The sequence below is a fragment of the Terrabacter sp. AAH1 genome (assembly GCF_054456855.1).
Map to the genome: position 1 here is coordinate 438956 of NZ_JBTJJV010000001.1, position 23889 is coordinate 462844.

Below are 23889 nucleotides of genomic sequence, written 5' to 3' on the forward strand. Positions count from 1 at the left end.
TTCGTGGGCTCGGGTCGTCGCGCCCGTGTCTGGACGCTCGACCACCGCCGGAGAACCTAGCGCCCATTTCGGACAACACGCCAGACCTGGGCTGCAACTTTTTGCATTTGTCTTCAGGATGTTGCGCGATCTTGCTCCGTCACGTCACCCTTCGCCGCACGGACCCGCAGCCGGTCCCCTGCCTCACCCCTCGCGAACGGCGAGGTCGACGACCTCGGCGCCGGGCAGGGCGGCGAGGTCGGCCCCGTCGAGCAGCAGCTTGGCTCCGCGCACCCCGGCCCCGACGACGACCGGCCCCGCCGCCACCACCGACGTGTCGACGAGCAGCGGCCAGTCCGCGGGCAGCCCGACCGGGGTGATCCCGCCCTGCTGCATGCCGGTGAGCTCCTGCGCCCTGGCCTGGTCGGCGAACGAGATCCTGCGGGCGCCCAGGTGTCGCCGCACCACCCGGTTGATGTCGGCCCGGTCGGTGGCCAGCACCATGACCGCCGCGAGAGTGGTCGTCTCGCCCCGCCTCGCCTCCACGACGACGCAGTTCGCCGACGCCTCGGGTGCGACGTCGTAGGCCTCGCAGAACGCCGCGGTGTCGGCCAGGCTCGCGTCGATGGCGGCGACCCGCGCGCCGGGCACCTGCGCCAGCGCCGAGACCACCGGCGGCGCGAGCAGGTCGGGCCGCCCGGCGGCCGGCTCCCAGGACAGGTTTCCCTCAGCACTCGGCATGACGTCACCGTATGCCGCCACCCGGCGTGACGGCATACGGCGGGTCCGGCGATGGGTCAGGGACGCCAGGTGTCGCTCAGCGTGACCGTGCCCGACGCCGGCACCGTGACGGTCCGGTTGGCGCCCGACTCCCACGTGACCGTCCCGGCGGCGTCCTTGCGGAGGTACTTGTACTGCACGACCGAGCCCGGCGTCAGGGCGACGGTGCGGCGCCACACCGGGTAGGTGGCGGGATCCATCTTGAGCGCAGATCCCGGTGCCCACGCGCCCAGCGCGGGAGCGTCACCGACGACGTAGATGTCCTGGCCGGTCACGGTGGTCGCGTTGACCCCGAAGCCCACCGATGCCGATGCCGGTGCGCCGACCGTCGCCCCGACGTGCAGCGCCACCTGCTCGTTGGCACCGAGCGTGGCGGTGAACGCGCCGGACGAGCCGACGGCATACGTCGGCCCCGAGCAGGTGCCCCCGCTCACGGTCCCGTGCGTGACGTCGCAGTACGTGCCGGCGGGCAGCGACGTCTGGAAGGTCGAGGTCACCGGGCCGGTCTCGTGGTTGATGGCCACGTAGCCCTTGGCTCCGCGGCCGAAGCCGATTGCGTTGTTGCCGTTGGACCACCAGTTGGTCACGCCCGTACCGGCGACGGCGTTGCGGAAGCCGACCATCCCGGAGATCGGGGTCCAGGCGTGCTGGCACTTCCAGCCGTTGCTGTAGCAGGCGCTCACGGCTCCGCCCAGCGGCGGGCCGGCATCCGGGTCGCTCCACTCGTAGCCGGAGAAGACGTTCGGCGCGCCGTAGGGCCACGCCAGCAGGAAGACGTTGGCGAGCGTGTAGGTCGCACCCGCCTTGTAGCTGAGCGTCGAGCCGTTGCGCTCCGTGTCCCAGTTGTCGACGAAGCTGCGCGCCTGCCCGCTCGGCAGGTAGCCCCACGAGGCGCCCCAGTTCGACAGGTACGCAAGCTTTTCCGAGGTGAAGACACGCTTGAGGTCGTAGGCCGCCCGGAACTCGTCGACGTCGCCGGATCCCGTGTACTCGGTCGGCTGCACGGCCTCGCCCGCGCCGTAGATGACCTCGTGCACCCAGAAGATGTTCGGGTTGGTCAGCTTCGCCTTGATGGCAGCGAGGTCGGCGGCAGCGACGTGCTTGGCCGCGTCGATGCGGAAGCCGTCGACGCCCGCCGCGATGAGCGTGTTGAGGTAGGCGGCGACGGCACCGCGCACGTAGTCGCTTCCGGTGTCGAGGTCGGCCAGGCCGACGAGCTCGCACGTCTGGACGTTGGTGCGGTCGGCGTAGTTGCTGATGCTCTGCCGGCAGGAGTGGAAGTCACGGTCGGAGTACACGCTCGGGTAGGCGTACTTCGTGTAGCTGCTGCCGGCGGTGCCGGTGCCGGAGCCGGCGCTCATGTGGTTGATGACGACGTCGGCCACGACCTTGACGCCTGCGTTGTGGCACGCCGTCACCATCGAGCGGAAGGCGGCCTCGTCACCGAGCCGGCCGCCGATGCGATAGCTGACGGGCTGGTACGAGGTCCACCACTGGGACCCCTGGATGTGCTCTGCGGCGGGCGAGACCTCGACGAGGCCGTAGCCCTTGGGTCCGAGGACGTTGGTGCACTCGCGGGCCACGGCGTCGTAGCGCCACTCGAAGAGCGTCGCGGTGACGTCCTTGGTGCCGGGCGGCGTCGCACCTGCCTGCGGCACGACCGAGCTGGGGCCGGCCACGGGGACCGCGAGGGCGGCAGCTGCCGCGAGCATCGCCGTGACGATGCGGCGCCGGCGCAGCCGGGGCGGTGAGGGTCGGGTGGGCCTGGGCGTGCGCATGCGGCATCTCCTCGTTGAGACGGCGGGGCTGTGGCAGTTCTTGCCAGTGATGCAAGAACTTGCGGCAGTCAACCGCCGCGTGCGCCACCCCGCAACTCGAAAGCGCCAGGCCCCCGGATCCGCTCAGCGGCGGGACAGCTCAGCGACCACGGTCGCCGCCGGCACGGCACGCGCCGACCTCCACGCGGTGCCCGCCCAGAGGGCGAGCAGGTCAGGACGCTCGGCCTTCGCCGAGGCCCGCCGCAGCGGCACCGTGAGGTGGTGCACCTCGGGGTAGGCCGCCGGCGCCTCGCCGTCGTGTCTGCGCAGGAAGTCGGTCTCGAGACCCCGGGCCCAGCGCCCGGAGTAGGCGCGGGTCACCGCGGTGCCGGCGTAGGCCGCGTCGCCGAGCGCCCGACGGTAGGCCAGGCCCGTGCCCGCCTCGGGGGTCAGCAGCAGGGCGGTGCCGACCTGCACGGCGTCGGCTCCGGCCGCGCGCACCTGGTCGGCCCGCTCGCGGGTGCCGATACCGCCGGCCGCGACGAGCGGCACGTCGGTCTCGGCCCGCACCGAGACGACGAGCTCGACGAGGTCGAGGTTCGTGGGCTCCTTGACCGGGTCGAGCGTGCCGCGGTGACCGCCGCCGTCATGGCCCTGCAGGCAGAGCGCGTCGACGCCGGCCTCGAGCGCGGCGCGGGCCTCGTCGAGGTCGGTGACGGTCGCGACGGTCTCGATGCCGGACCGGCGCAATTCGCCGAGCACGGCGGAGGAGGGCAGCCCGAAGGTGAACGAGACGACCGGCACCTTCTCGCGCACGACGAGGTCGACCTTGCGCTCCCAGTCGTCGTCGTCGCCGGGCCGCGCCTCGCCGGGCTGCGCCCCGACCGTCTCGGCGTCGGCGACCAGCCGCTCGCGGTAGGCGGCGACGGCCGCCGCGCGGTGGGCGCCGGTCAGGGGCGCCGGCGCCCCCGGCGGAGCGGCATACGCGTTGGCCTGCTCGGGCACGAAGAGGTTGACGCCGAAGGGCCGCGAGGTGGCGTCCCAGACCTCGGCGATGGCCGCCGCGAGGGCGGGCGCTGTGAGGTAGCCGCCCGCGAGGAACCCGAGGCCACCGGCGTCTCCGACCGCCGCGACGAGCTCGGGCGTGGTGGGCCCGCCCGCCATGGGGGCGCCGACGACACCGGTGTCGAGCTCACGCAGCAGCATGGCCTCGACGCTACTCCGCTCAGCGCGGACGGACGACCCGGCCTTCGTCCCACACCGGCTCGTTCGACTCGTAGACGCGGCCGTCGGCGCCGAACACGAGGAACCGGTCGAAGCCGCGCGCGAACCACCGGTCGTGCGTGACCGCCACGACGGTGCCCTCGAAGCGGTCGAGACCCTCCTCGAGGGCCTCGGCCGACTGCAGGTCGAGGTTGTCGGTGGGCTCGTCGAGCAGCAGCATCGTCGCACCGGACAGCTCGAGCAGCAGGATCTGGAACCGCGCCTGCTGCCCGCCCGAGAGCGACTCGAAGCGCTGCTCTCCCGACCTCGCCAGCTCGTAGCGGTCGAGGGCCCGCGCTGCCTCCTCACGAGGCTTGCCGGCGCGGTGCTCGTCGCCGCGGTGCAGGATCTCGAGCAGGGTGCGGCCGAGCAGCGACGGGTGCTGGTGGGTCTGGGCGAACCAGCCCGGACGCACCCGCGAGCCGAGCCGCACGACGCCGGTGTGGGCCACGGGGTCGGGCCGCACGTCACCGACCGGCTGGTGCTCGCGCTCGGGGTCGGTGCCCCCGATCGCGAGCAGCCGCAGGAAGTGCGACTTGCCCGATCCGTTGCTGCCGAGGATCGCGACGCGCTCGCCGTACCAGACCTCGAGGTCGAACGGCTTCATCAGGCCGGTGAGCTCGAGGTCGGCCGCGACGATGGCGCGCTTGGCCGTGCGCCCACCCGTGAGCCGCATCTTCACCGACTGGGTCATCGGCGTCTCCTCGGGAGGCCCGGCCTGCTCGAACTTCGCGAGCCGGGTCTGGGCCGCCTGGTAGCGCGACGCCATCCCGTCGTTGTACTTCGCCTTGACCTTCAGCGTCTGCACGAGGGTCTTGAGCTTGACGTGCTCCTCGTCCCAGCGGCGCCGCAGCTCCTCGAGGCGCGCGTTGCGGTCGGCCCGCGCGGCGGCATACGTCGAGAACCGACCCGGGTGCACCCACAGGGTCGCGCCGGCGGCACCCGGCTCGAGCGTGGCGACGCGGGTCGCGACGCGGTCGAGCAGCTCCCGGTCGTGGCTGATGAAGAGCACCGTCTTGGGGCTCGCGACGAGAGCCTCCTCGAGCCAGCGCTTCGTCGGCACGTCGAGGTAGTTGTCCGGCTCGTCGAGCAGCAGCACCTCCTCTGGACCGCGGAGCAGCGCCTCGAGGACGAGCCGCTTCTGCTCGCCGCCCGAGAGCGTGTTGACCTTGCGCCACTGCGCCTTCTCGTAGGGCACGCCGAGCGCAGCCACCGTGCACTGGTCCCAGAGGGTCTCCTGCTCGTAGCCACGGGCCTCACCCCACTCGACGAGGGCGTGGGCGTAGGCCATCTGGTCGTCCTCGGAGTCGCGCTCCATCATGGCGAGCTCCGTGCGGTCGACCTCCTCCGCCGCGTGGCGGATGCGCTCGGGCGCGACGGACACCAGCAGGTCGCGCACGGTCGTGTCGTCGCGGACCTTGCCGATGAACTGGCGCATGACGCCGAGGCCGCCGGAACGCGTGACGGCCCCTTCGTGGGCGGCCAGGTCACCGGCGATGATCCGCGTCAGCGTCGTCTTGCCCGTGCCGTTGGGACCGATGAGGGCGATCTTGGCGCCCTCCCCCACCCGCACGGAGACGTCGTTGAGGAGCGGCCTGCCGTCGGGCAGGCTGAAGGAGACTGAGTTGACGTCGACGTGGCCCACGAGGGTCAAGCCTGACGTATGCCGGCCGGTCGAGTCACGCGGATAACCCGCGTCGTGGTCGGGCTGGGTCCTCAGCCCCACGACCATGAGTCGAGCACGGCACGGTAGACGTCGAGGGACTCCGGGTGGCCCGGGTCGTAGGTGAGACGGATGGCGAAGGCCTGCTCGGCGTACACCGCGACGTAGTAGACGTGTCGCAGCTCGTCCGACTGGTCGACGACGATGCCCATGGCGGAGTAGCCGCCGATCTGCCGCTCCGGCGCGGCCATCGGCCGGAAACCCTTGCCCTCGAAGCCGGTGCGCAGCCGCTCGACGGCCTCCTTCAGCGAGCTCGAACCGATGCGGATCGGGCGCTCGACGGCGATGAACGCCGGCACGTCGGTGTCGTCGGGCTGCACGAGGGTGTCGGGCGGCGGGTCGAGGTCGCGCTCACCCTCCGACCAGCCGACGGGCTTGAGGTAGCTGTAGTCGAAGCCGCGCACGCGCTCCTCGGAGAGGGCCGGGTGGCTCGAGGGGGCCGGCAGCTGCTGGATGCGGTGGCCGGCGCTGTCGGTCGTCGGCGCGGCGGACGTCGGCAGGTGCACGACACCGGTGTCGGTCGGCACCGCCTGGACCGGTCGGGGTGCGGGGTCGTCGGAGCACCCGGCCAGGGCCGAAGCCATGACCAGGCCGAGCGCCGGGAGCAGGGCCGCCGACGTGCTCAGTCGCCGCATCGGGCTACGTCCACGCCCAGGTCGAGAGCAGCTCGTCGAACTCGGCGAGGGCGTGCTCGGCGTCGCCCTGAGAGGAGCTGAGCGTCAGCAGGTAGACCTTGCCGTCGCGCTGCACGCCGTACGACCGGGCCAGAACCTTGACGCCGTCACGCTGAAAGGTCGTCGTGAAGCCGGCCGCAGGGGCACCGGCCACGGACCTGGCCGGGGCAGTGGAGACGGTGCGACCCGCTGCGGTCATCTGGTCGCGGCCCTTCGTCATCTCCTCCTCGAGCACGGACTGGTCACCGGGCGACGTCAGCACGACGAGGTTGTTGGCGAAGGAGCCGACCTTCTTCGACGACAGCAGCACCAGGTCGATGTTCGCAACCCCGTCGGCCTTGTCGGTGGCCTCGGTCCAGCCCTCCGGAGGCACGACGGTGAAGGCGCCGGAGCGGCTCCTGACCTCGTCGCCCGTGGCCGTGGCGGAGCCGGACCCTCCAGATGCACCCGCAGAGGGGGTGGTGGAGGTCGCGGAGGTGGCTTGGCCCGCACCGGAAGGGCGGGCCTGCCCGCCGGCCGGGTCCTTCGAGCAGCCGGTCAGCACCAGCGCGCACGTCAGGAGGCCGACCGAGACGGCACGGGTCGGGCGGGCGCTCATGACAGAGGATCCAACCACAGGGGCCCGCCCGGTGCGGGGTCGAGTCTCGGGGCTGAGACGAGCTGTCTCAGTGACGAGACAGGCTGGGAGCAGAGCGTCTGGCGGGCGTCAGGCGGGGTCGCGCCTCGCCCGGGTCATCGACGAGCGCGCGGCGAGATCCTCGTCGGCCGGGTAGACGACCTCCTCGAGGCTGAGGCCGTGGGCCGGCATGACGTGGATCCCCGGGGCCCGGTCGCGCCGCTCCTGGAGCAGCCTGGGCCAGTCCTTCTCACGGCGCCCCTCCCCCACCGGGACCACCGCCCCGACGAGCGAGCGCACCATGGAGTGGCAGAACGCGTCGGCCCGCACGGTGGCGGCGAGCACTCCGTCGTCGAGGCGCCGCCACGAGAAGTCGAGCAGGGTGCGCACGGTGGTGGCTCCCTCGCGCTGCTTGCAGAAGGCCGCGAAGTCACGCAGGCCCACGAGCGAGCGCGCCGCCTCGTCCATCGCCGTCGCGTCGAGCGGCTTGCGCCACCAGACCGTGTCGTGCCGGCGCAACGGGTCGCGCACGGCACCGGTGTCGGCGATGCGGTAGACGTAGCGGCGCTCCAGCGCTGCGAAGCGGGCGTCGAATCCGTTGGGCGCCAAGGCCGCCCGGCTCACCACGATGTCGTGGGGAAGCACCCCGCCGAGACGGCTGACCAGCGACGGGCCCGGCTCGCGGTCCGACCGGCCCGGCAGCCGTGCCCACGCCTGCGGGTCGAGGTCGGCGTGCACGACCTGACCGCGGGCGTGGACGCCCGCGTCGGTGCGGCCGGCCACCGTCACGCGTACGGGCTCGGTGCTGCGCAGCACCGTGGTGAGCGCCGTGGTGAGCTCGCCCTGGACGGTGCGCAGGCCTGGCTGGGCGGCCCAGCCGGAGAAGTCCGTGCCGTCGTAGGCGAGGTTGATCCGCACCCGCAACGGGGCGGCGGCCGCGTCGCCCGAACCCGTCTCCTCGCTCATCGCGACCGAGCCTAACGGGAGTGGGGCCAGGTGCGGGCACGACGTACCACCGGGCGGTCAACCACCTCTGACCCTCACACGTCTTGTGTGTGGAGCGTCGGGCACTGGGGCCCGGGCTCGCGGAAGGGGAACCTGACCATGAACACCATCTCTCGCCGGGTCGCGGCCGCGGCACTCGCCGCGACCCTCGCGGCACCGGCTGCCGTCGCCGCGACGACGTCGGCCTCGGCCGCGCCGTACTGCGGCATCACGTGGGGCTCGACCACCAAGGCGACGAGCCCGAGCCTGCTCTGGACGGGCCGCGTCACCTCGGCCAGGGCCGGGCAGCACGCCTGCTTCGACCGGGTCGTCTTCGACCTCGCACCGGGCCGGGGCACGCTCGGCTACCGGGTGCGCTACGTCAGCGCCGTGACGAGCCCCGGCAGCGGCCTCCCGGTCGCCGTCACGGGCGGGGCCAGGATCCAGGTCACGGTCGACGCGCCCTCGACCCTGGGCAGGAGCACCACGACCTTCACGGGGTGGCGCACCTTCCGGCAGCTGAAGGGCATCGGCAGCTTCGAGGGCTACACCGACTACGGCCTCGGCGTGCGAGCCCGGCTGCCCATGCGGGCGTTCGTCCTCGCCGACGCCGACGGCGGTCGTCGCCTCGTCGTCGACGTCGCCCACGCCTGGTGACGCCGGCGTGACGGAGCGTTCTCTCGATCGAGATCCCTTCGGGAGAACGCTCCGTCACCCGGGACAACGAAAGAGCAGCCCGCCCCGCGAGGGACGGACTGCTCTTTCGCTGCGTGCAGGGTGGCTCAGGAGCCGGCGCCGGCCTTCGTGAAGCCGGCCTTCTCGGCGTCCTCGGCCGTCTTGAACCAGAACTCCGCGATCGTCTGGTCGTACCACTGACCGTCGGGCTCGTGGTACTTGCCGGAGTCGGCGTTGCCCTTGACGGTGTAGCCCTCGGGGGCCGAGCCGTCCTCGTTCGCGGCGACGGCGCCCTCGGGCAGCTCGACGGCAGCGGCCTCGGTGGCCTCGGTCGTCTCGGCCTTCTCGGCGTCCTCGGCGGCCTTCGTCTCGGCGGCGGCCTGCTTCGACTCGCTCTGCTTCGCAGCGCGCTTCGTGGCGGCCTCGGCCTCCTTGACCGTCGCCTTCTTGGCCGACAGCGGCTCGCGGACGAGCTCGATGACGACCATGGGGGCGTTGTCACCCTTGCGGGCGCCGATCTTCGTGATGCGGGTGTAGCCACCCTCGCGAGCCGCCATGTCGGGGGCGATCTCGGCGAAGAGACGGTGGACGACACCCTTGTCGCGCACGACCGTGAGGACGCGGCGGCGGGCGTGGAGGTCACCGCGCTTGGCGAACGTGATGAGACGCTCGGCCAGCGGGCGCAGGCGCTTGGCCTTGGCCTCGGTCGTCGTGATCTTGTCGTGCTCGAAGAGCGACGTCGCGAGGTTGGCCAGGATCAGCCGCTCGTGGGCGGGGCCGCCACCGACGCGGGGACCCTTGGTGGGGGTGGGCATTTCGTTTCTCCTAGAAGTCCGACCAGGCCGTTCTCGATCAGGGCGTCGAGGGCTCGGTCAAGAAGCGGTTGGTCAGAGACGCTCGTCCTCGACGAACGACTGGTCGTCGTCGTCGCTGTAGTCATCGTCGCCGTAGCCGTCGACCAGGGCCGACGGGTCGAACCCGGGCGGGCTGTCCTTGAGGGCCAGACCCATGCCGACGAGCTTGGCCTTGACCTCGTCGATCGACTTCGCACCGAAGTTGCGGATGTCGAGCAGGTCGGCCTCGCTGCGGCCCACGAGCTCACCCACGGTGTGGATGCCCTCGCGCTTGAGGCAGTTGTAGGAACGAACGGTGAGGTCCAGGTCCTCGATCGGCAGGGCGAGGTCCGCGGCGAGCGCGGCGTCCGTCGGCGACGGGCCCATGTCGATGCCCTCGGCCTCGACGTTGAGCTCGCGCGCCAGGCCGAAGAGCTCGACCAGCGTCTTGCCGGCCGAGGCCATGGCGTCGCGCGGGGTCATCGAGTTCTTCGTCTCGACGTCGACGATGAGCTTGTCGAAGTCGGTGCGCTGCTCGACTCGGGTCGCCTCGACCTTGTAGGTCACGGTGAGCACCGGGCTGTAGATCGAGTCGACCGGGATGCGGCCGATCTCCTGGTCACCGGACTTGTTCTGCTGGGCCGAGACGTAGCCACGGCCACGCTCGACGGTCAGCTCCATCTCGAGCTTGCCCTTGTCGTTCAGCGTCGCGATGTGCAGGTCGGGGTTGTGCACCTCGACACCCGCCGGCGGCGTGATGTCGGCGGCGGTGACCGCACCCGGGCCCTGCTTGCGCAGGTACATGACGACCGGCTCGTCGTGCTCCGAGGAGACGACGAGGCCCTTGATGTTGAGGATCATCTCGGTGACGTCCTCCTTCACGCCCGGCACGGTCGTGAACTCGTGGAGCACGCCGTCGATGCGGATGGAGGTGACCGCCGCGCCCGGGATGCTCGAGAGCAGGGTGCGACGGAGGGAGTTGCCGAGCGTGTAGCCGAAGCCGGGCTCGAGCGGCTCGATGGTGAAGCGGCTGCGGGCCTCGACCACGACCTCTTCGGAGAGCACGGGACGCTGTGCGATGAGCACTGTTCAGTTCCTTCCCACGGGCGACCGCCATATGACGCCTCGTGAAACTGCCCGGTCGTGATCCGGGCGGGCCGGCACGGCTCTGTCTGCGAGCCGGCCCCGAGAATGAGGGGCGTATGCCGTGGGGCCGGGGCCCCACGGCATACGTCCTCGGGTCAGTTCTTCGAGTAGAGCTCGACGATCAGCTGCTCGGTGAGCTGCGAGTCGATCTGCGCGCGCACCGGGAGCTGGTGGATGAGGATCTGCAGCGAGCCGTCGACGACCTGCATCCAGGCCGGGACGGGACGCTCGCCGAACGTCTGGCGGGCCAGCTCGAACGGGAAGCTCTCGACGGACTGCTTGCGGACCGTGATGATGTCGTACTGCTCGACGCGGTAGCTCGGGACGTCGACGCGCACGCCGTTGACCTCGAAGTGACCGTGGGTCACGAGCTGACGCGCGTGGCGACGCGTGCGGGCCAGGCCCGCGCGGTAGACCACGTTGTCGAGACGGGACTCGAGGATCTGGAGGAGGTTCTCACCGGTCTTGCCGGGGCGCTTCGCCGCTTCCTTGTAGTAGCGGACGAACTGCTTCTCCATGACGCCGTACTGGAAGCGGGCGCGCTGCTTCTCCTGGAGCTGGGTCAGGTACTCCTTCTCCTGGATCCGGCGACGGCCGTGCTGGCCGGGCGGGAACGGGCGGAGCTCGAAGTTCTTGTCGCCGCCGACGAGGTCCATCTTGAGGCGGCGGGACTTCTTGGTGATCGGGCCGGTGTAACGAGCCATGACTTATCTACTCTTCCTGGTCTCTGGCCGGATCAGACGCGACGGCGCTTGGGCGGGCGGACACCGTTGTGCGGCGTGGGCGTGACGTCGCTGATCGCGCCGACCTCCAGGCCGGTGGCGGTGAGCGAACGGATCGCCGTCTCGCGGCCCGAGCCCGGGCCCTTCACGAAGACGTCGACCTTGCGCATGCCGTGCTCCATGGCGCGGCGGGCAGCAGCCTCGGCCGCCATCTGGGCAGCGAACGGGGTGGACTTGCGCGAGCCCTTGAAGCCGACCTGGCCGGCAGAGGCCCAGGCGATCACGGCGCCGGTGGGGTCGGTGATCGAGATGATCGTGTTGTTGAACGTGCTCTTGATGTGAGCGTGCCCGTGGGCGACGTTCTTCTTCTCCTTGCGACGAACCTTCGTCACGCGAGCCTTGGGAGGCATGTTTCTCCTACGTCAGAACTGAATGTCGGTGAGGACCACAGATGAGGGCGCCGAAGCGATCTCGATCAGGGTCACTTGGCCTTCTTCTTGCCGGCCACGGTGCGCTTCGGGCCCTTGCGGGTGCGCGCGTTGGTCTTGGTGCGCTGGCCGCGCACGGGAAGACCACGACGGTGACGGAGACCTTCGTAGGAGCCGATCTCGACCTTGCGGCGGATGTCGGCCTGCACCTCACGGCGAAGGTCACCCTCGAGGCGGTAGTTGCCCTCGAGGAAGTCACGAAGCGCAACGAGCTCGGTCTCACCGAGGTCCTTGACGCGGGTGTTGGGGTCGACGCCGGTGGCAACCAGCGCCTGCTTGGAACGGGTGCGACCGACACCGAAGATGTAGGTCAGCGCAACCTCGACGCGCTTCTCGCGCGGAAGGTCGACTCCAACAAGACGAGCCATGTTGGGTTTTCTCCTGGATTCTGTTTCGCGGAGGTCTGGAGCAGGCACCGATCCGGGTCGCGGACCGCCACACAGAAGGACGGGCCAACCGGTCCCCGGCCTCCGTGCCGGGGGTGACGTCCTGCGCCGACGCGACGGTCGGTCATCAGGGGCCGGGTGCTGCTTTCATTCACATGTCTTGCGTGCTGTCGAAGTCTGTCGACGGCGAGGTGGTGCTTCTGCTCAGCCCTGGCGCTGCTTGTGGCGCAGGTTCTCGCAGATCACCATGACCCGACCGTTGCGGCGGATCACCTTGCACTTGTCGCAGATCTTCTTGACGCTGGGCTGAACCTTCATCTGCCTGCTGTCTTCAGATCGCGCGCCTGCCTCCGCGGGCCCCGAGGGGCTCGTGTCGCCAGGTGCTTGGTTGTGTAATCGGGAGTTGGTGCCTCGCACTCGTCCCGGCCGGCGTGCCCGCTCGCGCGTGCCGCCAGGCCGACCCTGGTGCTCAGCGGTAGCGGAAGACGATCCGACCGCGGGTCAGGTCATAGGGCGAGAGCTCGACCACCACACGGTCCTCCGGGAGGATCCTGATGTAGTGCTGTCGCATCTTGCCCGAGATGTGTGCGAGCACCTTGTGACCGTTGGAGAGCTCCACCCGGAACATCGCGTTCGGGAGAGCCTCGACGATCGTGCCCTCGATCTCGATGACACCGTCCTTCTTGGCCATATCCTCCGTCTATCTGTTGGTGGCCGACCCGGACTGGACCGGCCTTGGGACGTGCCTGTCTGCCGCGCCCGGAGGTGTCTCCGGACGACAGGCGGTACTCAGGCGCCGAGGCACACGACACCCAACGCACAAGACTACGCCACGCCGGCGATTACCCGAAATCGGCGCAGCGGCCCTCCACGCTGGTATGCCGGCCCGCGGGTCAGCCGCGCAGCTCGGCCAGGCGCAGCGACACCACGCGTTCGAGCACGGGGTCGGGAACCGGCCGGTCGACGGTGAAGCGGATGGTGCCCTTGCTGAGCGAGAAGCCCTCGAGATCGGGGGCCACCGCCTCGACGACGGCGGGGCTGAACGGGAAGAGCGAGAGGTGCTTCGCGGCGGCCGTGACGCCGACCAGGGGCCGGCCGTCGAGCCGCAGGGCCGGCATGCCGTAGCTCGTGCCCTCCTCCGCCTCGGGTACGAGGCGCGATGCGATGTCGACAACGTGCTGCAGCGCCGCGCGTTGGTCCGGCCCGAGGCCTGCCAGGTAGTCGCCGATCGTCCCCACGTCGACGATCCTGCCACCGGCGCCGCGGTTCAGGGGTCGTATGCCGCGGGTACGTACGGCGGGCAGTCCCGCCGAGCCCCGCCCGACCTCCCTGGTCCCGGGAGCGGCACGGGTCTGCGGGGTGCCCACCCTCCAGGGCTCCCCTGCCGTTCGACACCCTCCACCAGCCGCCCTCCGACGCCTGACCCACGAAAGGCAGTCATGGCCGCTCGCACCCGCGCCCGCACTCGCACCTCCACGATCGTCGTGCTCCTCTGGCTCCTCATCGGGCTCGTCGCCGCCTTCCAGCGTGGCTACCTCGGCTCCTCGGAGCCGAGCTGCAGCCGTCTGTCGACGATCGCGGTGACGATCGTCGCCGGCCCGCTCAACTACGTCGGGCTCAACCCGAGGATCGGCTGCTCGACGCCCCAGCCGTCGAGGTAGGCCGCCGCGTCCCGACGTCGTGTCGGGTGCGCCGGGGTCGGTCCGCACACACGGACGCACACCCCGGCCACCCGGCATACTGGCGGGGTGACCGAGCCCGGCGACGACGCCGCCCACCCGACCGCAGCCGACGACCACGCTGACAACCCTGGCGACACCGTGAGCGCACCACCCACGGAGGCGGAGTCGGTCGAGGACTACTACGCCCGGATCGCGGCCGCGGCCGGCGACGACGGGCGGCTGCCGGTGGCCGTCGAGGAGATGCCCGGGTGGGACATCTACCCGTACGAGCTGGAGGGCCTGCGGCTCAAGCCGATCCGACCCCCGGCCGACGAGGAGCCGCAGCGCCGCGGCGAGGAGCAGGCAGACTGCTGGTGCGCTTCCGGCCCCTCGCCCGACACCGACGGGACCGTCGTGTGGACCAACACGCGCTGGCGGCTGAGCCTCAGCCGCGACACCGGGCTGCCGATCATGCTCGTGCTCCAGCCGGTCGAGCACCACGACCTGCCCACGCTGCCGGGTGACCTCGCCGCGGAGATGGGCCAGCTCGTGGTCGCCGTCGCCGACGCCGTCGAGCACGTGCCAAGCGTCGGGCGCGTCCAGCTCGCCAAGTGGGGCGACGGTGGAGCCCACCTGCACCTGGTCTTCCTCGGCCGGCCCGCGCGGATGCTGCAGTTCCGCGGGTCGCCGCTCATCGACTGGGAGGAGAACCTCCCGCGCGTGCCGCTTGAGGTGCTGCAGGCCAACGCCCGCGTCGTCGCCGAGCGCATGGTCGTGCACGTCGGCGGCCGCGCCGGTGACCTCGGACGCAGCGGGCCGCAGGGCTGAGCGCAGACGCCGCCGGCACATTACGGTGTGGCGCCGGCCGGGCGCCGGCCGGGACACGGGCCGACGCCACACGCCGTGACGGGGTCAGAGTCCGGCGGGCCAGCCGGGTCCGTTCGAGGCGGGCCACGCGGGCGGGTCGGCGACGTGCGCGAACGTCAGGCGCGGGTCGGTCGCCACGGCCTCGAGCTCGCCGTCGGTGACCCGCCGCGAGGCGGGGTCGGCCGAGCCGTCGAGGACCGAGGTGGCCGTGACGACCGTCGAGTCCACGGTGCGCCACAGCGTGGCCGTGGTGCGGGGCCCGTCGTGGGTCACCACCAGGGTGCCTCCGGACACCTGCCGCGCCACACACGCCGCCGCTCCCTGGGCCGACCGGCCCGCGAGCACCGACACCTCGCCGTTCGGCGCGATGTCGCCGACCTTGACGCGCGAGCCCCGGGCGTCGACCACCCGGCTGGAGGCGTCGCACACCCGCGGCCCCTGGGGAGCGTCGACGGGTCGCTGCGACATCAGCACCGTGAGGGTCTCGTCGTCGTCGACCCGGTAGACCGCCTGCCACTCGGTGGCCCTCGACGCCTGCGCGTCGGGCAGCGGCGTCGAGCGGGTCCAGTCGCTCGGGTAGACGTCGGTGGCGGTCCCCGGTCGCGCGACCGCGTCGTCGACGACCTGCACCAGCGTCTCGTCGACCGTCGAGCCTGCGACCCAGTCGGTCGACGACGCCGCGGCACCTGCCGCCGGCTGTGCAGCGGGCGGCACCGAGCGCTGGAGGGTGCCGGCGCCGACCACCGTCAGACCTGCGACGACGGCGGCCCCGGTGACCCCTGCCACCAGGGCCCCGCCGCGGCGCACGGCCCGACGACGCCGGCCTCCGGCGATGCTCGCGCCGAGGTCGGGCTCTGCAGGGACGGCGGAGGTGGCGCGGTCGAGGCGCTCCCTCAGTTCGTCCTCGATGACGCTGTGCGTGGTCATGCGCGTGCTCCTTCGCTGCTCGTCAACACGGTCTCCAGTCGTGACAGCGCCCGCGCGGCCTGGCTCTTGACCGTGCCCTCGGGCAGGTCGAGCACTCGCGCCACCTCGGCGACGGAGAGGTCCTCGAGGTAGCGCAGGACGACGACGGCGCGGTGCTTGGCCGAGAGCTGCGCGAGCGCCGCCATCAGCTGCGGATCGACGCCGTCGCGGGAGTCGACGCCCCGGTCGGGAACCTCGGCGACGAGTGGTTCGCGGGCCGCTCGCCGCGCCGCCGTGTAGCAGGCGTTGACGAGGGCGCGCCGCGCGTACGCGTCGCGGGTCTCGTCGTGGATGCGCGACCAGTGGACGTAGAGCCTCGTGAACGTCGCCTGGACGACGTCCTCCGCCGAGGCCCAGCTGCCGAGGATGGCGTAGGCGATCCGCATGAAGGCCCGCTGCCGCGCCTCGAAGTAGGCGCAGTAGTCGCCCTCCCACACGGGCCGTCGGCCCATCGTCCTCCCCCTTCGCCGTTCTGCTGTCCCCCTCCATACCTGCGGGAGGCCGATCCGGTTCCATCGTTTCGCACCGGAATCGCTGCGGCGGGCGACCGGCCGGAGGTGCGGCAGGACCGGCGTGGTCAGCCGTGGTGCGCCGGCCGCTCGAAGAAGAGCACGGCGACCACGCCGACGAGCAGCACGGCCGCGGGCAGCAGCATGGCCTGGGACATGGCGGAGGAGAACCCGTCGGCGACCTGGGGAGGCATCGCGCCGCCGCCGGCCCGCTGCATCGACCCGGACGACAGCTCGACATCGGGGAGGTTCGCCGCCATGCGCGCCTCGATGACGGCTGCGATGGCGGCGCTGCCGAGCACGGCACCGACCTGCCGCGTCGTGTTGTAGACGCCGGCGCCGGCACCGGCCGACGACAGGGGCAGGTTGCGGGTGGCCGTGGCCGCGAGTGGACCCCACATGAACGCGCTGCCCACACCCATCAGCCCCATCGGCAGGAGCAGCTGCCAGATCGCGGTCTCGGGACGCATGACCGCCGCGACCCAGAAGAGCGAGGCCGAGGTGAGCCCGAGACCGATGGGGGCGAGCAGCTTCGGGTGCACCTTGTCGGTGAGCCGGCCGCCGACGGGGGCGAGCGCCCCGGAGATGACCGCCATCGGAGCGAGCAGCAACGCGGACGACGTCGGGCTGAGGCCGCGGACCGCCTGCGCGTAGAGCATGAACGGGAAGGCCATCGCCGTGATCGCGAAACCCACGGTCGTGATGCCGATGTTGGAGACGGAGAAGTTGCGGTCGCGGAAGAGGCCGAGGGGCACCAGGGGCTCGTTCGTGTTGCGGGACTGCCAGACCAGGAAGAGCGCGAAGACGACGATGCCGACCCCGATGAGCAGCGGCACCGAGACGACGCCGCTGATCGTGCCCCAGTCGTAGGTCTCGCCCTCCTGGACCCCGAACACGATGAGGAACATGCCGACCGCCGACAGCGCGACCCCGAGCCAGTCGAAGGCGTGGCTATGGGTGCCCAGCCTCGGGACCAGCCGGGCCGCCAGAACGAAGGCGATGATGCCGACGGGCACGTTGATGAAGAAGATCCACTCCCAGCCGGGGCCGTCGACGAGCAGGCCGCCGACGACCGGGCCGACGAGGATCGCGACACCGGCGGTCGCACCCCACAGGGCCATGGCCTGCCCGCGAGAGGCCGCCGGGAACGTGCGGGTGATGACGGCCATCGTCTGCGGCGTCAGCATCGAGGCGCCGAGCCCCTGCACCACCCTGGCGACGATGAGGCCCGTGATGGTGCCGGTGAGGCCGCACCAGAGCGAGGCCAGGGTGAAGATGGTGAGCCCGGCGAGATAGACGTTCTTGGGACCGTAGCGGTCGCCGAGCCGTCCGGTGATGAGCAGCGGCGTGGCGTACGCGAGCAGGTAGGCACTGGTGACCCAGATGACGCTGTTGACGTCGGTGTCGAGGCCGCGCAGGATCGCGGGGGTCGCGACCGAGACGATGGTCGAGTCGACGAGGATCATGAAGAAGCCGATGACCATGGCCCACAAGGCCGGCCACGGGTTGTGGTCGGCCGGCACGCCACCGGGGGGCGCGGTGTCACCCACCTCGCCGGTCGGCCCGGTCGTCCTCGTCGTGCCTCCGTCACTGGCCACGGTGGGCCCCCTTCTGCTCATCCCGCACAGCGCCCTCGATTCTTCACCCGCGCACCGACAGTCGTCACTGCCACGGGCTGGACGGCTCGGGTCAGGTCCAGCGCGTCGAGAGCCACATCGGGTCGTAGCCGGTGAGCGGCACCATGCGCCAGGTCAGGTCCGCGTCGGCGCTCCGCAGCCGGGCCTCGACGCGGAAGCGATGAGGCGTCTCGATCGCGATGACCTCGGCCCGGAAGGTGTCCTCGTCGACCCACCCACCGCTCGACACGACGGGCAGCCGCGCTCCCCCGGCGACCATCTCGCCCTCACGCCAGGCTCCGTGGGCGACCGGCACGCGCACCCACTCACCCTTGCGGCTGAGCCCCAGCACGTGGCCGGGGCCCTCGCGGGTGACCGACACGGCGGTGTAGTCGGAGGCCAGGTCCGAGGCGCTCGAGCGGTTGAACTCCGCGTAGTCAGGCCCCAGCGCCTCGCCCGTCAGCGCCGGGATCTGCAACCCGGCCAGCCGCTCGGCCAACGCGGCGTCGGCCGCCTGGGACCCCGCCCCGCCGATCGCGGGCACGAGGTGGCGCCACAGCGCGTCGAGCGTCGACTGCATGCGCTCCTGCTCGGCCGTCACGGCCACGACGGTGTCGTGGTCGGGCAGCACGACGAGGAACTGGCCGTAGGCGCCGTCGCCGCGGAACCCGAAGCGCTGCATCCAGAACGAGTAGCCGTAGCCGCGCCGCCAGTCCTCGTCGGCGCCGGGGTCCTCGTTGAGCGGACCGAACGCGCGGGTGGCCTCCTCGACCCACTTCTCCGAGAGCAGCCGGCGCCCCTGCCAGACACCCCTGTCGAGGTAGAGCTGCGCGATCGAGGCGATCGTCTCGGTGGTCAGGTGCGAGCCGGTGAAGCCGAGCTCGCGCCCGGTCGGGTCGCGGTGCCACGGGATGAGCTCCTGCACCCCGAGCGGCACGAGCAGCCGCGGGTGGAGGTACTCGGAGATCCCGTCGCCGGTGAGCCGACGCACGATGAGCGCGAGCACGTACGTCGCGACCTGGTTGTACGCGAAGACGCTGCCGGGCGGTTGCGTCGGCGTGGTCGCGAAGACGCGCGGCACCCAGTCGCCCGTGGTGTCGAAGTCGTTGCCGCTCATCCGGTCGAACACGTGCGACCAGGCGTCCTCCTCGTGGCCCACCGTCATCGACAGGCAGTGACGCACCCGCACGTCGTCCCAGCCGGGCGCGACGGCGTCGCGGTCGAGGTCCGGGAAGTGGTCGAGCACCCGGTCGTCGAGCGCCAGCCGGCCCTCCTGCACGAGGAAGCCGACGGCCGTGGCCGTCACCGTCTTCGAGAGGGAGTACGCGAGGTGGACGCGGTCGGCGGCATACGGCCTCCACCAGCCCTCGGCGACGACGTGCCCGTGGCGCACGACCATGAGGCTGTGGAGGCCGAGGTGCTCTCGCTCCACGCTGTCGACGAGGTCGAGGATTCCGGTGGCGTCGACGCCCTGCGCCGACGGGGTGCTGCGGGGAAGGGTCACGAGCGTGAGGCTACGCGGAGCCGGTGCCGTGTGGGGCCGGTGGATGCCGTGTCGCTCGGTGAGCCCGACGGTCCGGTGCTCAGACCGAGACGTCGAGGGGTGCGTATGCCGCCCCGACCGACTCGAGGGCAGCCTTGCCACCGTCGATGGCCGTGAGGATCCAGAGCCCGTCCTCACGGACGGCGACCGAGTGCTCGGCGTGCGCAGCCCGCGACCCGTCCGCGGTGACGACGGTCCAGTCGTCGGAGAGCACCTTGGTGTCGGTGGACCCGAGCGTGATCATCGGCTCGATGGCGCCGGTGAAGCCGTCGACGAGCTTCGGGCCCGTCTCTCGCACGGCGTAGTTCGGGATCTGCGGGTCCATGTGCATCTGGGTGCCGATGCCGTGGCCGACGTACTCGTCGATGACGCCGTAGACGCGACCGTCGCGGTCGGCGGCACTCTCGATGCTCGCCTCGACGGCGTCGCCCACCGCGTACAGCCGGCCACCGACCTGCATCGCGGCGATGCCGGCATACAGGCTGGCCTCGGTCGCGGCGATGAGGGCGAGGTCCTCGGGACGCCCGGCCTCGGGGCCGCCGACGACCGCGGTGAACGCCGCGTCGCCGTTCCAGCCCTTGACCTCGGCGCCGCAGTCGATCGAGACGATGTCGCCCGCCTCCAGCACGCGCGTGCCCGGGATGCCGTGGACGACCTCGTCGTTGACGCTCGTGCACAGCGTGTGGCTGTAGCCCGGCACGAGCTGGAAGTTCGGGATGCCGCCGTGGCTGCGGATGAAGTCCTCGGCGAGGCGGTCGAGCTCGAGCGTGGTGACGCCGGGGCGCACCTCGCCCGCAAGCATCTCGAGGGTGCGCCCGACGAGCAGCCCCGCCTCGCGCATGAGGAGGAGCTGCTCGTCGGTGCGGCCCTGGAGCCGGGTGCGGCGTCCGAACATCAGGCGTGCTGGGGCAGGGCGGCGATGACGCGGTCGGTGACCTCGTCGACCTCGCCCATGCCGTCGACCTTCACGAGGAGGCCGACCTGGTCGTAGTGGTGCGCCAGCGGGGCGGTCTCCTTGCGGTAGATCGCCTGGCGCTCACGGATGACGTCCTCGGTGTCGTCGGCGCGACCCTCGGTCTGCGCCCGCTTGAGCAGGCGCTCGACGATGGCGTCCTCGTCGACCTCGAGCTCGAGGACCGCGTCGAGGGCGTGACCGTGGCGCGCGAGCATCGCGTCGAGCGCGTCGACCTGGCCCGACGTGCGCGGATAGCCGTCGAGGAGGAAGCCGTGGGTGGCGTCGTCCCAGGAGAGGCGGTCCTCGACGATCTCGTTGGTGATGTCGTCGGAGACGTAGCCACCCGACTTGATGATCTCGTCGACCTTGACACCCAGCGGGGTCTGGTCCTTGATGTTGGCGCGGAAGATGTCGCCGGTCGAGATGGCCGGGATGCCGAGGCGGTCGGCGATCCGCGCCGCCTGGGTGCCCTTACCGGCGCCGGGCGGGCCGAGGATGATCAGTCGCATTTAACGGAGGAACCCTTCGTAGTGACGCTGCTGCAGCTGCGCCTCGATCTGCTTGACCGTCTCGAGGCCCACACCCACGACGATGAGGATCGACGTGCCGCCGAACGGGAAGTTCTGGTTGGCGCCGACGAGCACGAGGGCCACGAGCGGGATGAGCGAGACGATCGCGAGGTAGATGGCACCCGGTACGGTGATTCGGGTCAGGACGTAGTTGAGGTACTCGGCCGTGGGTCGCCCGGCCCGGATACCCGGGATGAAGCCGCCGTACTTCTTCATGTTCTCGGCGACCTCGGTCGGGTTGAACGTGATCGAGACGTAGAAGAACGTGAAGAAGAGGATGAGGGCGACGTAGATCGCCATGTAGATGGGGTGGTCACCGCGGACCAGGTTCGACTGCACCCACGTCACCCAGTCGGGGTTGTTGCCGTCGGCGCGCGTGTTGAACTGCGCGATGAGGCCCGGCAGGGCGAGCAGCGAGCTGGCGAAGATGACCGGGATGACGCCGGCCATGTTGACCTTGAGCGGGATGTACGTGGACGTGCCGCCGTACATGCGCCGGCCGACCATGCGCTTGGCGTACTGGACGGGGATGCGGCGCTGCGACTGCTCGACGAAGACGACCGCGGCGATGACGAAGATGCCGAGGACGATGATGCCGAGGAAGGTGCCCCAGCCCTTGTTCTCGCGGATGCCCCAGAGCGAGGCGGGGAAGCCGGCGGCGATCGACGTGAAGATCATCAGGGACATGCCGTTGCCAACACCCTTGTCGGTGATGAGCTCGCCGAACCACATGATCAGGCCGGTGCCGGCCGTCATGGTGAGCACCATGATGACGATGGTGACCATCGACTGGTCGGTCATGATCGAGCTGCACGACCCGCCGAACAGGCTCGAGGGGTTGCGCGCGAAGGTGACGAGGGTCGCCGACTGGAGGATCGCGAGGCCGATCGTCAGGTAGCGGGTGTACTGGGTCAGCTTGGTCTGACCCGACTGGCCCTCCTCCTTGAGCGCCTCGAAGCGCGGGATGACCACCGTGAGCAGCTGGATGATGATGCTCGCCGTGATGTACGGCATGATCCCGAGCGCGAACACCGACAGCTGGAGCAGCGCACCGCCGCTGAAGAGGTTGGCGAGGTTGAGGAACCCGCTCTGGTCACCCGACTGGCCCTTGTTGGCCTCGAGACAGTTCTGCACGAGGCTGTAGCTGACACCGGGCGTCGGCACGTGCGAGCCGAGCCGGAACAGCACGATGATGCCGAGCGTGAAAAGCAGCTTCTTGCGCAGGTCCGGGGTACGGAACGCGCGTGCGAAGGCGGCGAGCACTGGGTCCTCCTGGGGGCCGCGCGGTGGCGCGGCGTCATTCATGCAATCCGTGGAAGGTTAACGCAAAGGCGCAGCGCCCCGAGCCTCCGACCGCGGTAACCGACGTCACGTCGGCGCGCGGCTGGCGCTCGGGGCGCTGCTCACACGAGGTGTGTGGGGGTCACGCTGGACCGGTCACTCAGCCTGCGATGGCGGTGACCGTGCCGCCGGCGGCCTCGATCTTCTCCTTGGCGGACGCCGAGAACTTGTGCGCCTCGACCTCGACCTTGACGGAGATCTCGCCCGTCCCGAGCACCTTCACCGGGAAGCCGTCGCGGACGGCACCCTTGGCGACGAGGTCCTCGACCGACACCTGGCCGCCCTCGGGGAAGAGGAGCTGCAGGCGGTCCAGGTTCACGACCTGGTACTCGGTGCGGAACGGGTTCTTGAAGCCGCGGAGCTTCGGAAGGCGCATGTGCATCGGCATCGAGCCGCCCTCGAAACGCTCCGGGACCTGGTAGCGGGCCTTGGTGCCCTTGGTGCCACGACCGGCGGTCTTGCCCTTGGAGCCCTCACCACGACCGACGCGGGTCTTGGCGGTCTTGGCTCCGGGGGCCGGACGCAGGTGGTGGACCTTGAGGGCGGACTCGCCCGACTTCTTGGCGTTGTCGGCCATGGTCAGTCAACCTCCTCGACGGTCACGAGGTGCGTCACCGTCTTGACCATCCCGCGGATCTCGGGACGGTCCTCCTTGACGACGACGTCGCCAATGCGCTTCAGACCGAGGCTGCGCAGCGTGTCACGCTGGTTCTGCTTGCCACCGATCTCGGAACGGGTCTGGGTCACCTTGAGACGAGCCATCACGCACCAGCCTTCGCAGCCTGGGCCTCGGCGAGGCCGGCCGCACGGGCCCTGAGCATGGCCGCCGGAGCGACCTCCTCGAGGGTCTTGCCACGACGGGCAGCGACCGACTCGGGGCGCTCGAGGTCACGCAGGGCCTGGGCCGTCGCGTGCACGATGTTGATGGCGTTGTCGGAGCCCAGCGACTTGCTGAGGACGTCGTGGATGCCGGCGCACTCGAGCACCGCACGCACCGGGCCACCGGCGATGACACCGGTACCGGGGGCGGCGGGGCGGAGCATGACGACACCAGCGGCCGCCTCACCCTGGACGGGGTGCGGGATGGTGCCCTGGATGCGCGGGACCTTGAAGAAGTTCTTCTTGGCCTCCTCGACACCCTTGGCGATGGCCGCGGGAACTTCCTTGGCCTTGCCGTAGCCGACACCCACGGTGCCGTCACCGTCGCCGACGACGACGAGGGCGGTGAAGCTGAAGCGACGACCACCCTTGACGACCTTGGCGACACGGTTGATGGTCACGACGCGCTCGACGTACTGGTTCTTGTCGTCACGGCTGTCGCGGTTGTCGCGGCCACCGCGGTTGTCGCGGCGGTCTCCGCGCTCGGTGCGCTCGCCGCCACCGGCGGGGCCGGTGCCTCGACGCTGCTGTCCGGGCATCAGATGTTCCTCATCTCAACAATTGCGGTCACGAAGTGCTTGGTCACAGGGACAGCCCACCTTCACGGGCGCCCTCGGCGATCGCGGCGACGCGGCCGTGGTACTTGTTGCCACCTCGGTCGAACACGACGGCCTCGATACCGGCGTCCTTGGCACGCGAGGCGACGAGCTCGCCGACCTTCTTGGCCTTGGCGGTCTTGTCACCCTCGAACGCGCGCAGGTCGGCCTCCATCGTCGAGGCCGAGGCCACGGTCTTGCCGACCGTGTCGTCGACGACCTGGACGAAGAGGTGACGGCTCGAACGCGACACGACGAGGCGGGGACGGGCGGTGGTGCCGCTGATCTTCTTGCGACCGCGGACCTGGCGACGGATGCGAGCGGCAGCCTTGGACTTGCCGCGCTTGATGATCATTGCCAT

Annotated in this window: 29 protein-coding genes; 3 read left to right on the plus strand and 26 right to left on the minus strand. The window is 70.9% G+C overall.

What is annotated here, in order from left to right:
* Positions 1 to 183 precede the first annotated feature (183 nt).
* The 7 genes from ACXR8F_RS02005 to truA all read right to left on the minus strand — a co-directional run bounded on the left by ACXR8F_RS02005 (position 184) and on the right by truA (position 7758).
* Positions 184 to 720, minus strand: coding sequence for a YbaK/EbsC family protein (locus ACXR8F_RS02005; RefSeq protein ID WP_045192027.1), 537 nt, complete (start codon positions 718 to 720; stop codon positions 184 to 186).
* Positions 721 to 776: 56 nt separating this feature from the next.
* Complete coding sequence (locus ACXR8F_RS02010) at positions 777 to 2537, minus strand: carbohydrate-binding module family 20 domain-containing protein (protein ID WP_458798546.1); 1761 nt, start codon at positions 2535 to 2537, stop codon at positions 777 to 779.
* A 123-nt stretch (positions 2538 to 2660) separates the two neighbouring features.
* Positions 2661 to 3722: a nitronate monooxygenase gene (locus tag ACXR8F_RS02015; RefSeq protein WP_458798547.1), complete on the minus strand. Its 1062-nt coding sequence runs from the start codon at positions 3720 to 3722 to the stop codon at positions 2661 to 2663.
* 19 nt (positions 3723 to 3741) lie between these two features.
* Entirely contained in the window at positions 3742 to 5424 is a 1683-nt protein-coding gene (locus tag ACXR8F_RS02020) for an ABC-F family ATP-binding cassette domain-containing protein (RefSeq protein WP_458798827.1), read from the minus strand.
* 71 nt (positions 5425 to 5495) lie between these two features.
* On the minus strand, positions 5496 to 6137 hold the full coding sequence (locus ACXR8F_RS02025; protein WP_045191875.1) for a hypothetical protein: 642 nt from the start codon (positions 6135 to 6137) through the stop codon (positions 5496 to 5498).
* A gap of 4 nt (positions 6138 to 6141) precedes the next feature.
* The gene (locus ACXR8F_RS02030) at positions 6142 to 6774 is read right to left on the minus strand and encodes a hypothetical protein (RefSeq protein ID WP_458798548.1); all 633 of its coding nucleotides are present in this window, start codon (positions 6772 to 6774) and stop codon (positions 6142 to 6144) included.
* A gap of 108 nt (positions 6775 to 6882) precedes the next feature.
* Positions 6883 to 7758: a tRNA pseudouridine(38-40) synthase TruA gene (truA, locus tag ACXR8F_RS02035; RefSeq protein WP_458798549.1), complete on the minus strand. Its 876-nt coding sequence runs from the start codon at positions 7756 to 7758 to the stop codon at positions 6883 to 6885.
* 138 nt (positions 7759 to 7896) lie between these two features.
* On the opposite strand from truA, the gene ACXR8F_RS02040 reads away from it, so the two are divergent.
* Positions 7897 to 8433 carry an AMIN-like domain-containing (lipo)protein gene (locus ACXR8F_RS02040; protein ID WP_045191878.1) on the plus strand — a complete coding sequence of 179 codons (537 nt, stop codon included), beginning with the start codon at positions 7897 to 7899 and terminating at the stop codon, positions 8431 to 8433.
* 125 nt (positions 8434 to 8558) lie between these two features.
* Here ACXR8F_RS02040 and rplQ read toward each other — a convergent pair whose 3' ends face one another.
* From rplQ to ACXR8F_RS02080, 8 genes are all read right to left on the minus strand, one after another.
* Positions 8559 to 9266: a 50S ribosomal protein L17, sunset domain variant gene (gene rplQ, locus ACXR8F_RS02045; protein ID WP_458798550.1), complete on the minus strand. Its 708-nt coding sequence runs from the start codon at positions 9264 to 9266 to the stop codon at positions 8559 to 8561.
* A 72-nt stretch (positions 9267 to 9338) separates the two neighbouring features.
* Positions 9339 to 10370, minus strand: coding sequence for a DNA-directed RNA polymerase subunit alpha (locus tag ACXR8F_RS02050; RefSeq protein WP_045191880.1), 1032 nt, complete (start codon positions 10368 to 10370; stop codon positions 9339 to 9341).
* Positions 10371 to 10525: 155 nt separating this feature from the next.
* The gene (gene rpsD / locus ACXR8F_RS02055) at positions 10526 to 11134 is read right to left on the minus strand and encodes a 30S ribosomal protein S4 (protein ID WP_045191881.1); all 609 of its coding nucleotides are present in this window, start codon (positions 11132 to 11134) and stop codon (positions 10526 to 10528) included.
* A gap of 32 nt (positions 11135 to 11166) precedes the next feature.
* Positions 11167 to 11562: a 30S ribosomal protein S11 gene (gene rpsK, locus ACXR8F_RS02060; RefSeq protein WP_020143208.1), complete on the minus strand. Its 396-nt coding sequence runs from the start codon at positions 11560 to 11562 to the stop codon at positions 11167 to 11169.
* 71 nt (positions 11563 to 11633) lie between these two features.
* The gene (gene rpsM, locus ACXR8F_RS02065; RefSeq protein WP_045191882.1) at positions 11634 to 12008 is read right to left on the minus strand and encodes a 30S ribosomal protein S13; all 375 of its coding nucleotides are present in this window, start codon (positions 12006 to 12008) and stop codon (positions 11634 to 11636) included.
* A gap of 222 nt (positions 12009 to 12230) precedes the next feature.
* Positions 12231 to 12344 carry a 50S ribosomal protein L36 gene (gene rpmJ / locus ACXR8F_RS02070; RefSeq protein ID WP_006592630.1) on the minus strand — a complete coding sequence of 38 codons (114 nt, stop codon included), beginning with the start codon at positions 12342 to 12344 and terminating at the stop codon, positions 12231 to 12233.
* Positions 12345 to 12495: 151 nt separating this feature from the next.
* Positions 12496 to 12717 carry a translation initiation factor IF-1 gene (gene infA, locus ACXR8F_RS02075; RefSeq protein ID WP_013493543.1) on the minus strand — a complete coding sequence of 74 codons (222 nt, stop codon included), beginning with the start codon at positions 12715 to 12717 and terminating at the stop codon, positions 12496 to 12498.
* A gap of 202 nt (positions 12718 to 12919) precedes the next feature.
* Complete coding sequence (locus tag ACXR8F_RS02080) at positions 12920 to 13264, minus strand: iron chaperone (protein ID WP_045191883.1); 345 nt, start codon at positions 13262 to 13264, stop codon at positions 12920 to 12922.
* 201 nt (positions 13265 to 13465) lie between these two features.
* On the opposite strand from ACXR8F_RS02080, the gene ACXR8F_RS02085 reads away from it, so the two are divergent.
* Both ACXR8F_RS02085 and ACXR8F_RS02090 read left to right on the plus strand, forming a co-directional pair.
* On the plus strand, positions 13466 to 13687 hold the full coding sequence (locus tag ACXR8F_RS02085) for a hypothetical protein (RefSeq protein WP_045191884.1): 222 nt from the start codon (positions 13466 to 13468) through the stop codon (positions 13685 to 13687).
* Positions 13688 to 13774: 87 nt separating this feature from the next.
* Positions 13775 to 14515, plus strand: a complete 741-nt coding sequence (locus ACXR8F_RS02090; protein WP_458798551.1) for a hypothetical protein — start codon at positions 13775 to 13777, stop codon at positions 14513 to 14515.
* Positions 14516 to 14599: 84 nt separating this feature from the next.
* Here ACXR8F_RS02090 and ACXR8F_RS02095 read toward each other — a convergent pair whose 3' ends face one another.
* From ACXR8F_RS02095 to rplR, 11 genes are all read right to left on the minus strand, one after another.
* On the minus strand, positions 14600 to 15481 hold the full coding sequence (locus tag ACXR8F_RS02095; protein WP_458798552.1) for a hypothetical protein: 882 nt from the start codon (positions 15479 to 15481) through the stop codon (positions 14600 to 14602).
* Positions 15478 to 15972, minus strand: coding sequence for an RNA polymerase sigma factor (locus ACXR8F_RS02100; protein ID WP_045191886.1), 495 nt, complete (start codon positions 15970 to 15972; stop codon positions 15478 to 15480). Before ACXR8F_RS02100 ends, ACXR8F_RS02095 begins: the two co-directional genes overlap by 4 nt.
* A gap of 125 nt (positions 15973 to 16097) precedes the next feature.
* Positions 16098 to 17513: a DHA2 family efflux MFS transporter permease subunit gene (locus ACXR8F_RS02105; RefSeq protein WP_458798828.1), complete on the minus strand. Its 1416-nt coding sequence runs from the start codon at positions 17511 to 17513 to the stop codon at positions 16098 to 16100.
* Positions 17514 to 17718: 205 nt separating this feature from the next.
* Positions 17719 to 19149 carry a serine hydrolase domain-containing protein gene (locus ACXR8F_RS02110; protein WP_052677385.1) on the minus strand — a complete coding sequence of 477 codons (1431 nt, stop codon included), beginning with the start codon at positions 19147 to 19149 and terminating at the stop codon, positions 17719 to 17721.
* A 79-nt stretch (positions 19150 to 19228) separates the two neighbouring features.
* Entirely contained in the window at positions 19229 to 20083 is an 855-nt protein-coding gene (gene map, locus ACXR8F_RS02115) for a type I methionyl aminopeptidase (RefSeq protein ID WP_045191887.1), read from the minus strand.
* Complete coding sequence (locus ACXR8F_RS02120) at positions 20083 to 20652, minus strand: adenylate kinase (protein ID WP_045191888.1); 570 nt, start codon at positions 20650 to 20652, stop codon at positions 20083 to 20085. The genes map and ACXR8F_RS02120 overlap by 1 nt, the downstream gene beginning before the upstream one ends.
* On the minus strand, positions 20653 to 21975 hold the full coding sequence (gene secY, locus ACXR8F_RS02125) for a preprotein translocase subunit SecY (protein ID WP_045191889.1): 1323 nt from the start codon (positions 21973 to 21975) through the stop codon (positions 20653 to 20655).
* A 178-nt stretch (positions 21976 to 22153) separates the two neighbouring features.
* Positions 22154 to 22630 (minus strand): 50S ribosomal protein L15, encoded by a 477-nt coding sequence (rplO, locus tag ACXR8F_RS02130; RefSeq protein WP_045191890.1) that lies wholly within the window; start codon positions 22628 to 22630, stop codon positions 22154 to 22156.
* Between the two features lie 2 nt (positions 22631 to 22632).
* Positions 22633 to 22815 carry a 50S ribosomal protein L30 gene (rpmD, locus tag ACXR8F_RS02135; RefSeq protein ID WP_045191891.1) on the minus strand — a complete coding sequence of 61 codons (183 nt, stop codon included), beginning with the start codon at positions 22813 to 22815 and terminating at the stop codon, positions 22633 to 22635.
* Positions 22815 to 23471 (minus strand): 30S ribosomal protein S5, encoded by a 657-nt coding sequence (gene rpsE, locus ACXR8F_RS02140; protein WP_045191892.1) that lies wholly within the window; start codon positions 23469 to 23471, stop codon positions 22815 to 22817. The genes rpmD and rpsE overlap by 1 nt, the downstream gene beginning before the upstream one ends.
* A gap of 43 nt (positions 23472 to 23514) precedes the next feature.
* Positions 23515 to 23889, minus strand: a complete 375-nt coding sequence (gene rplR / locus ACXR8F_RS02145; protein WP_045191893.1) for a 50S ribosomal protein L18 — start codon at positions 23887 to 23889, stop codon at positions 23515 to 23517.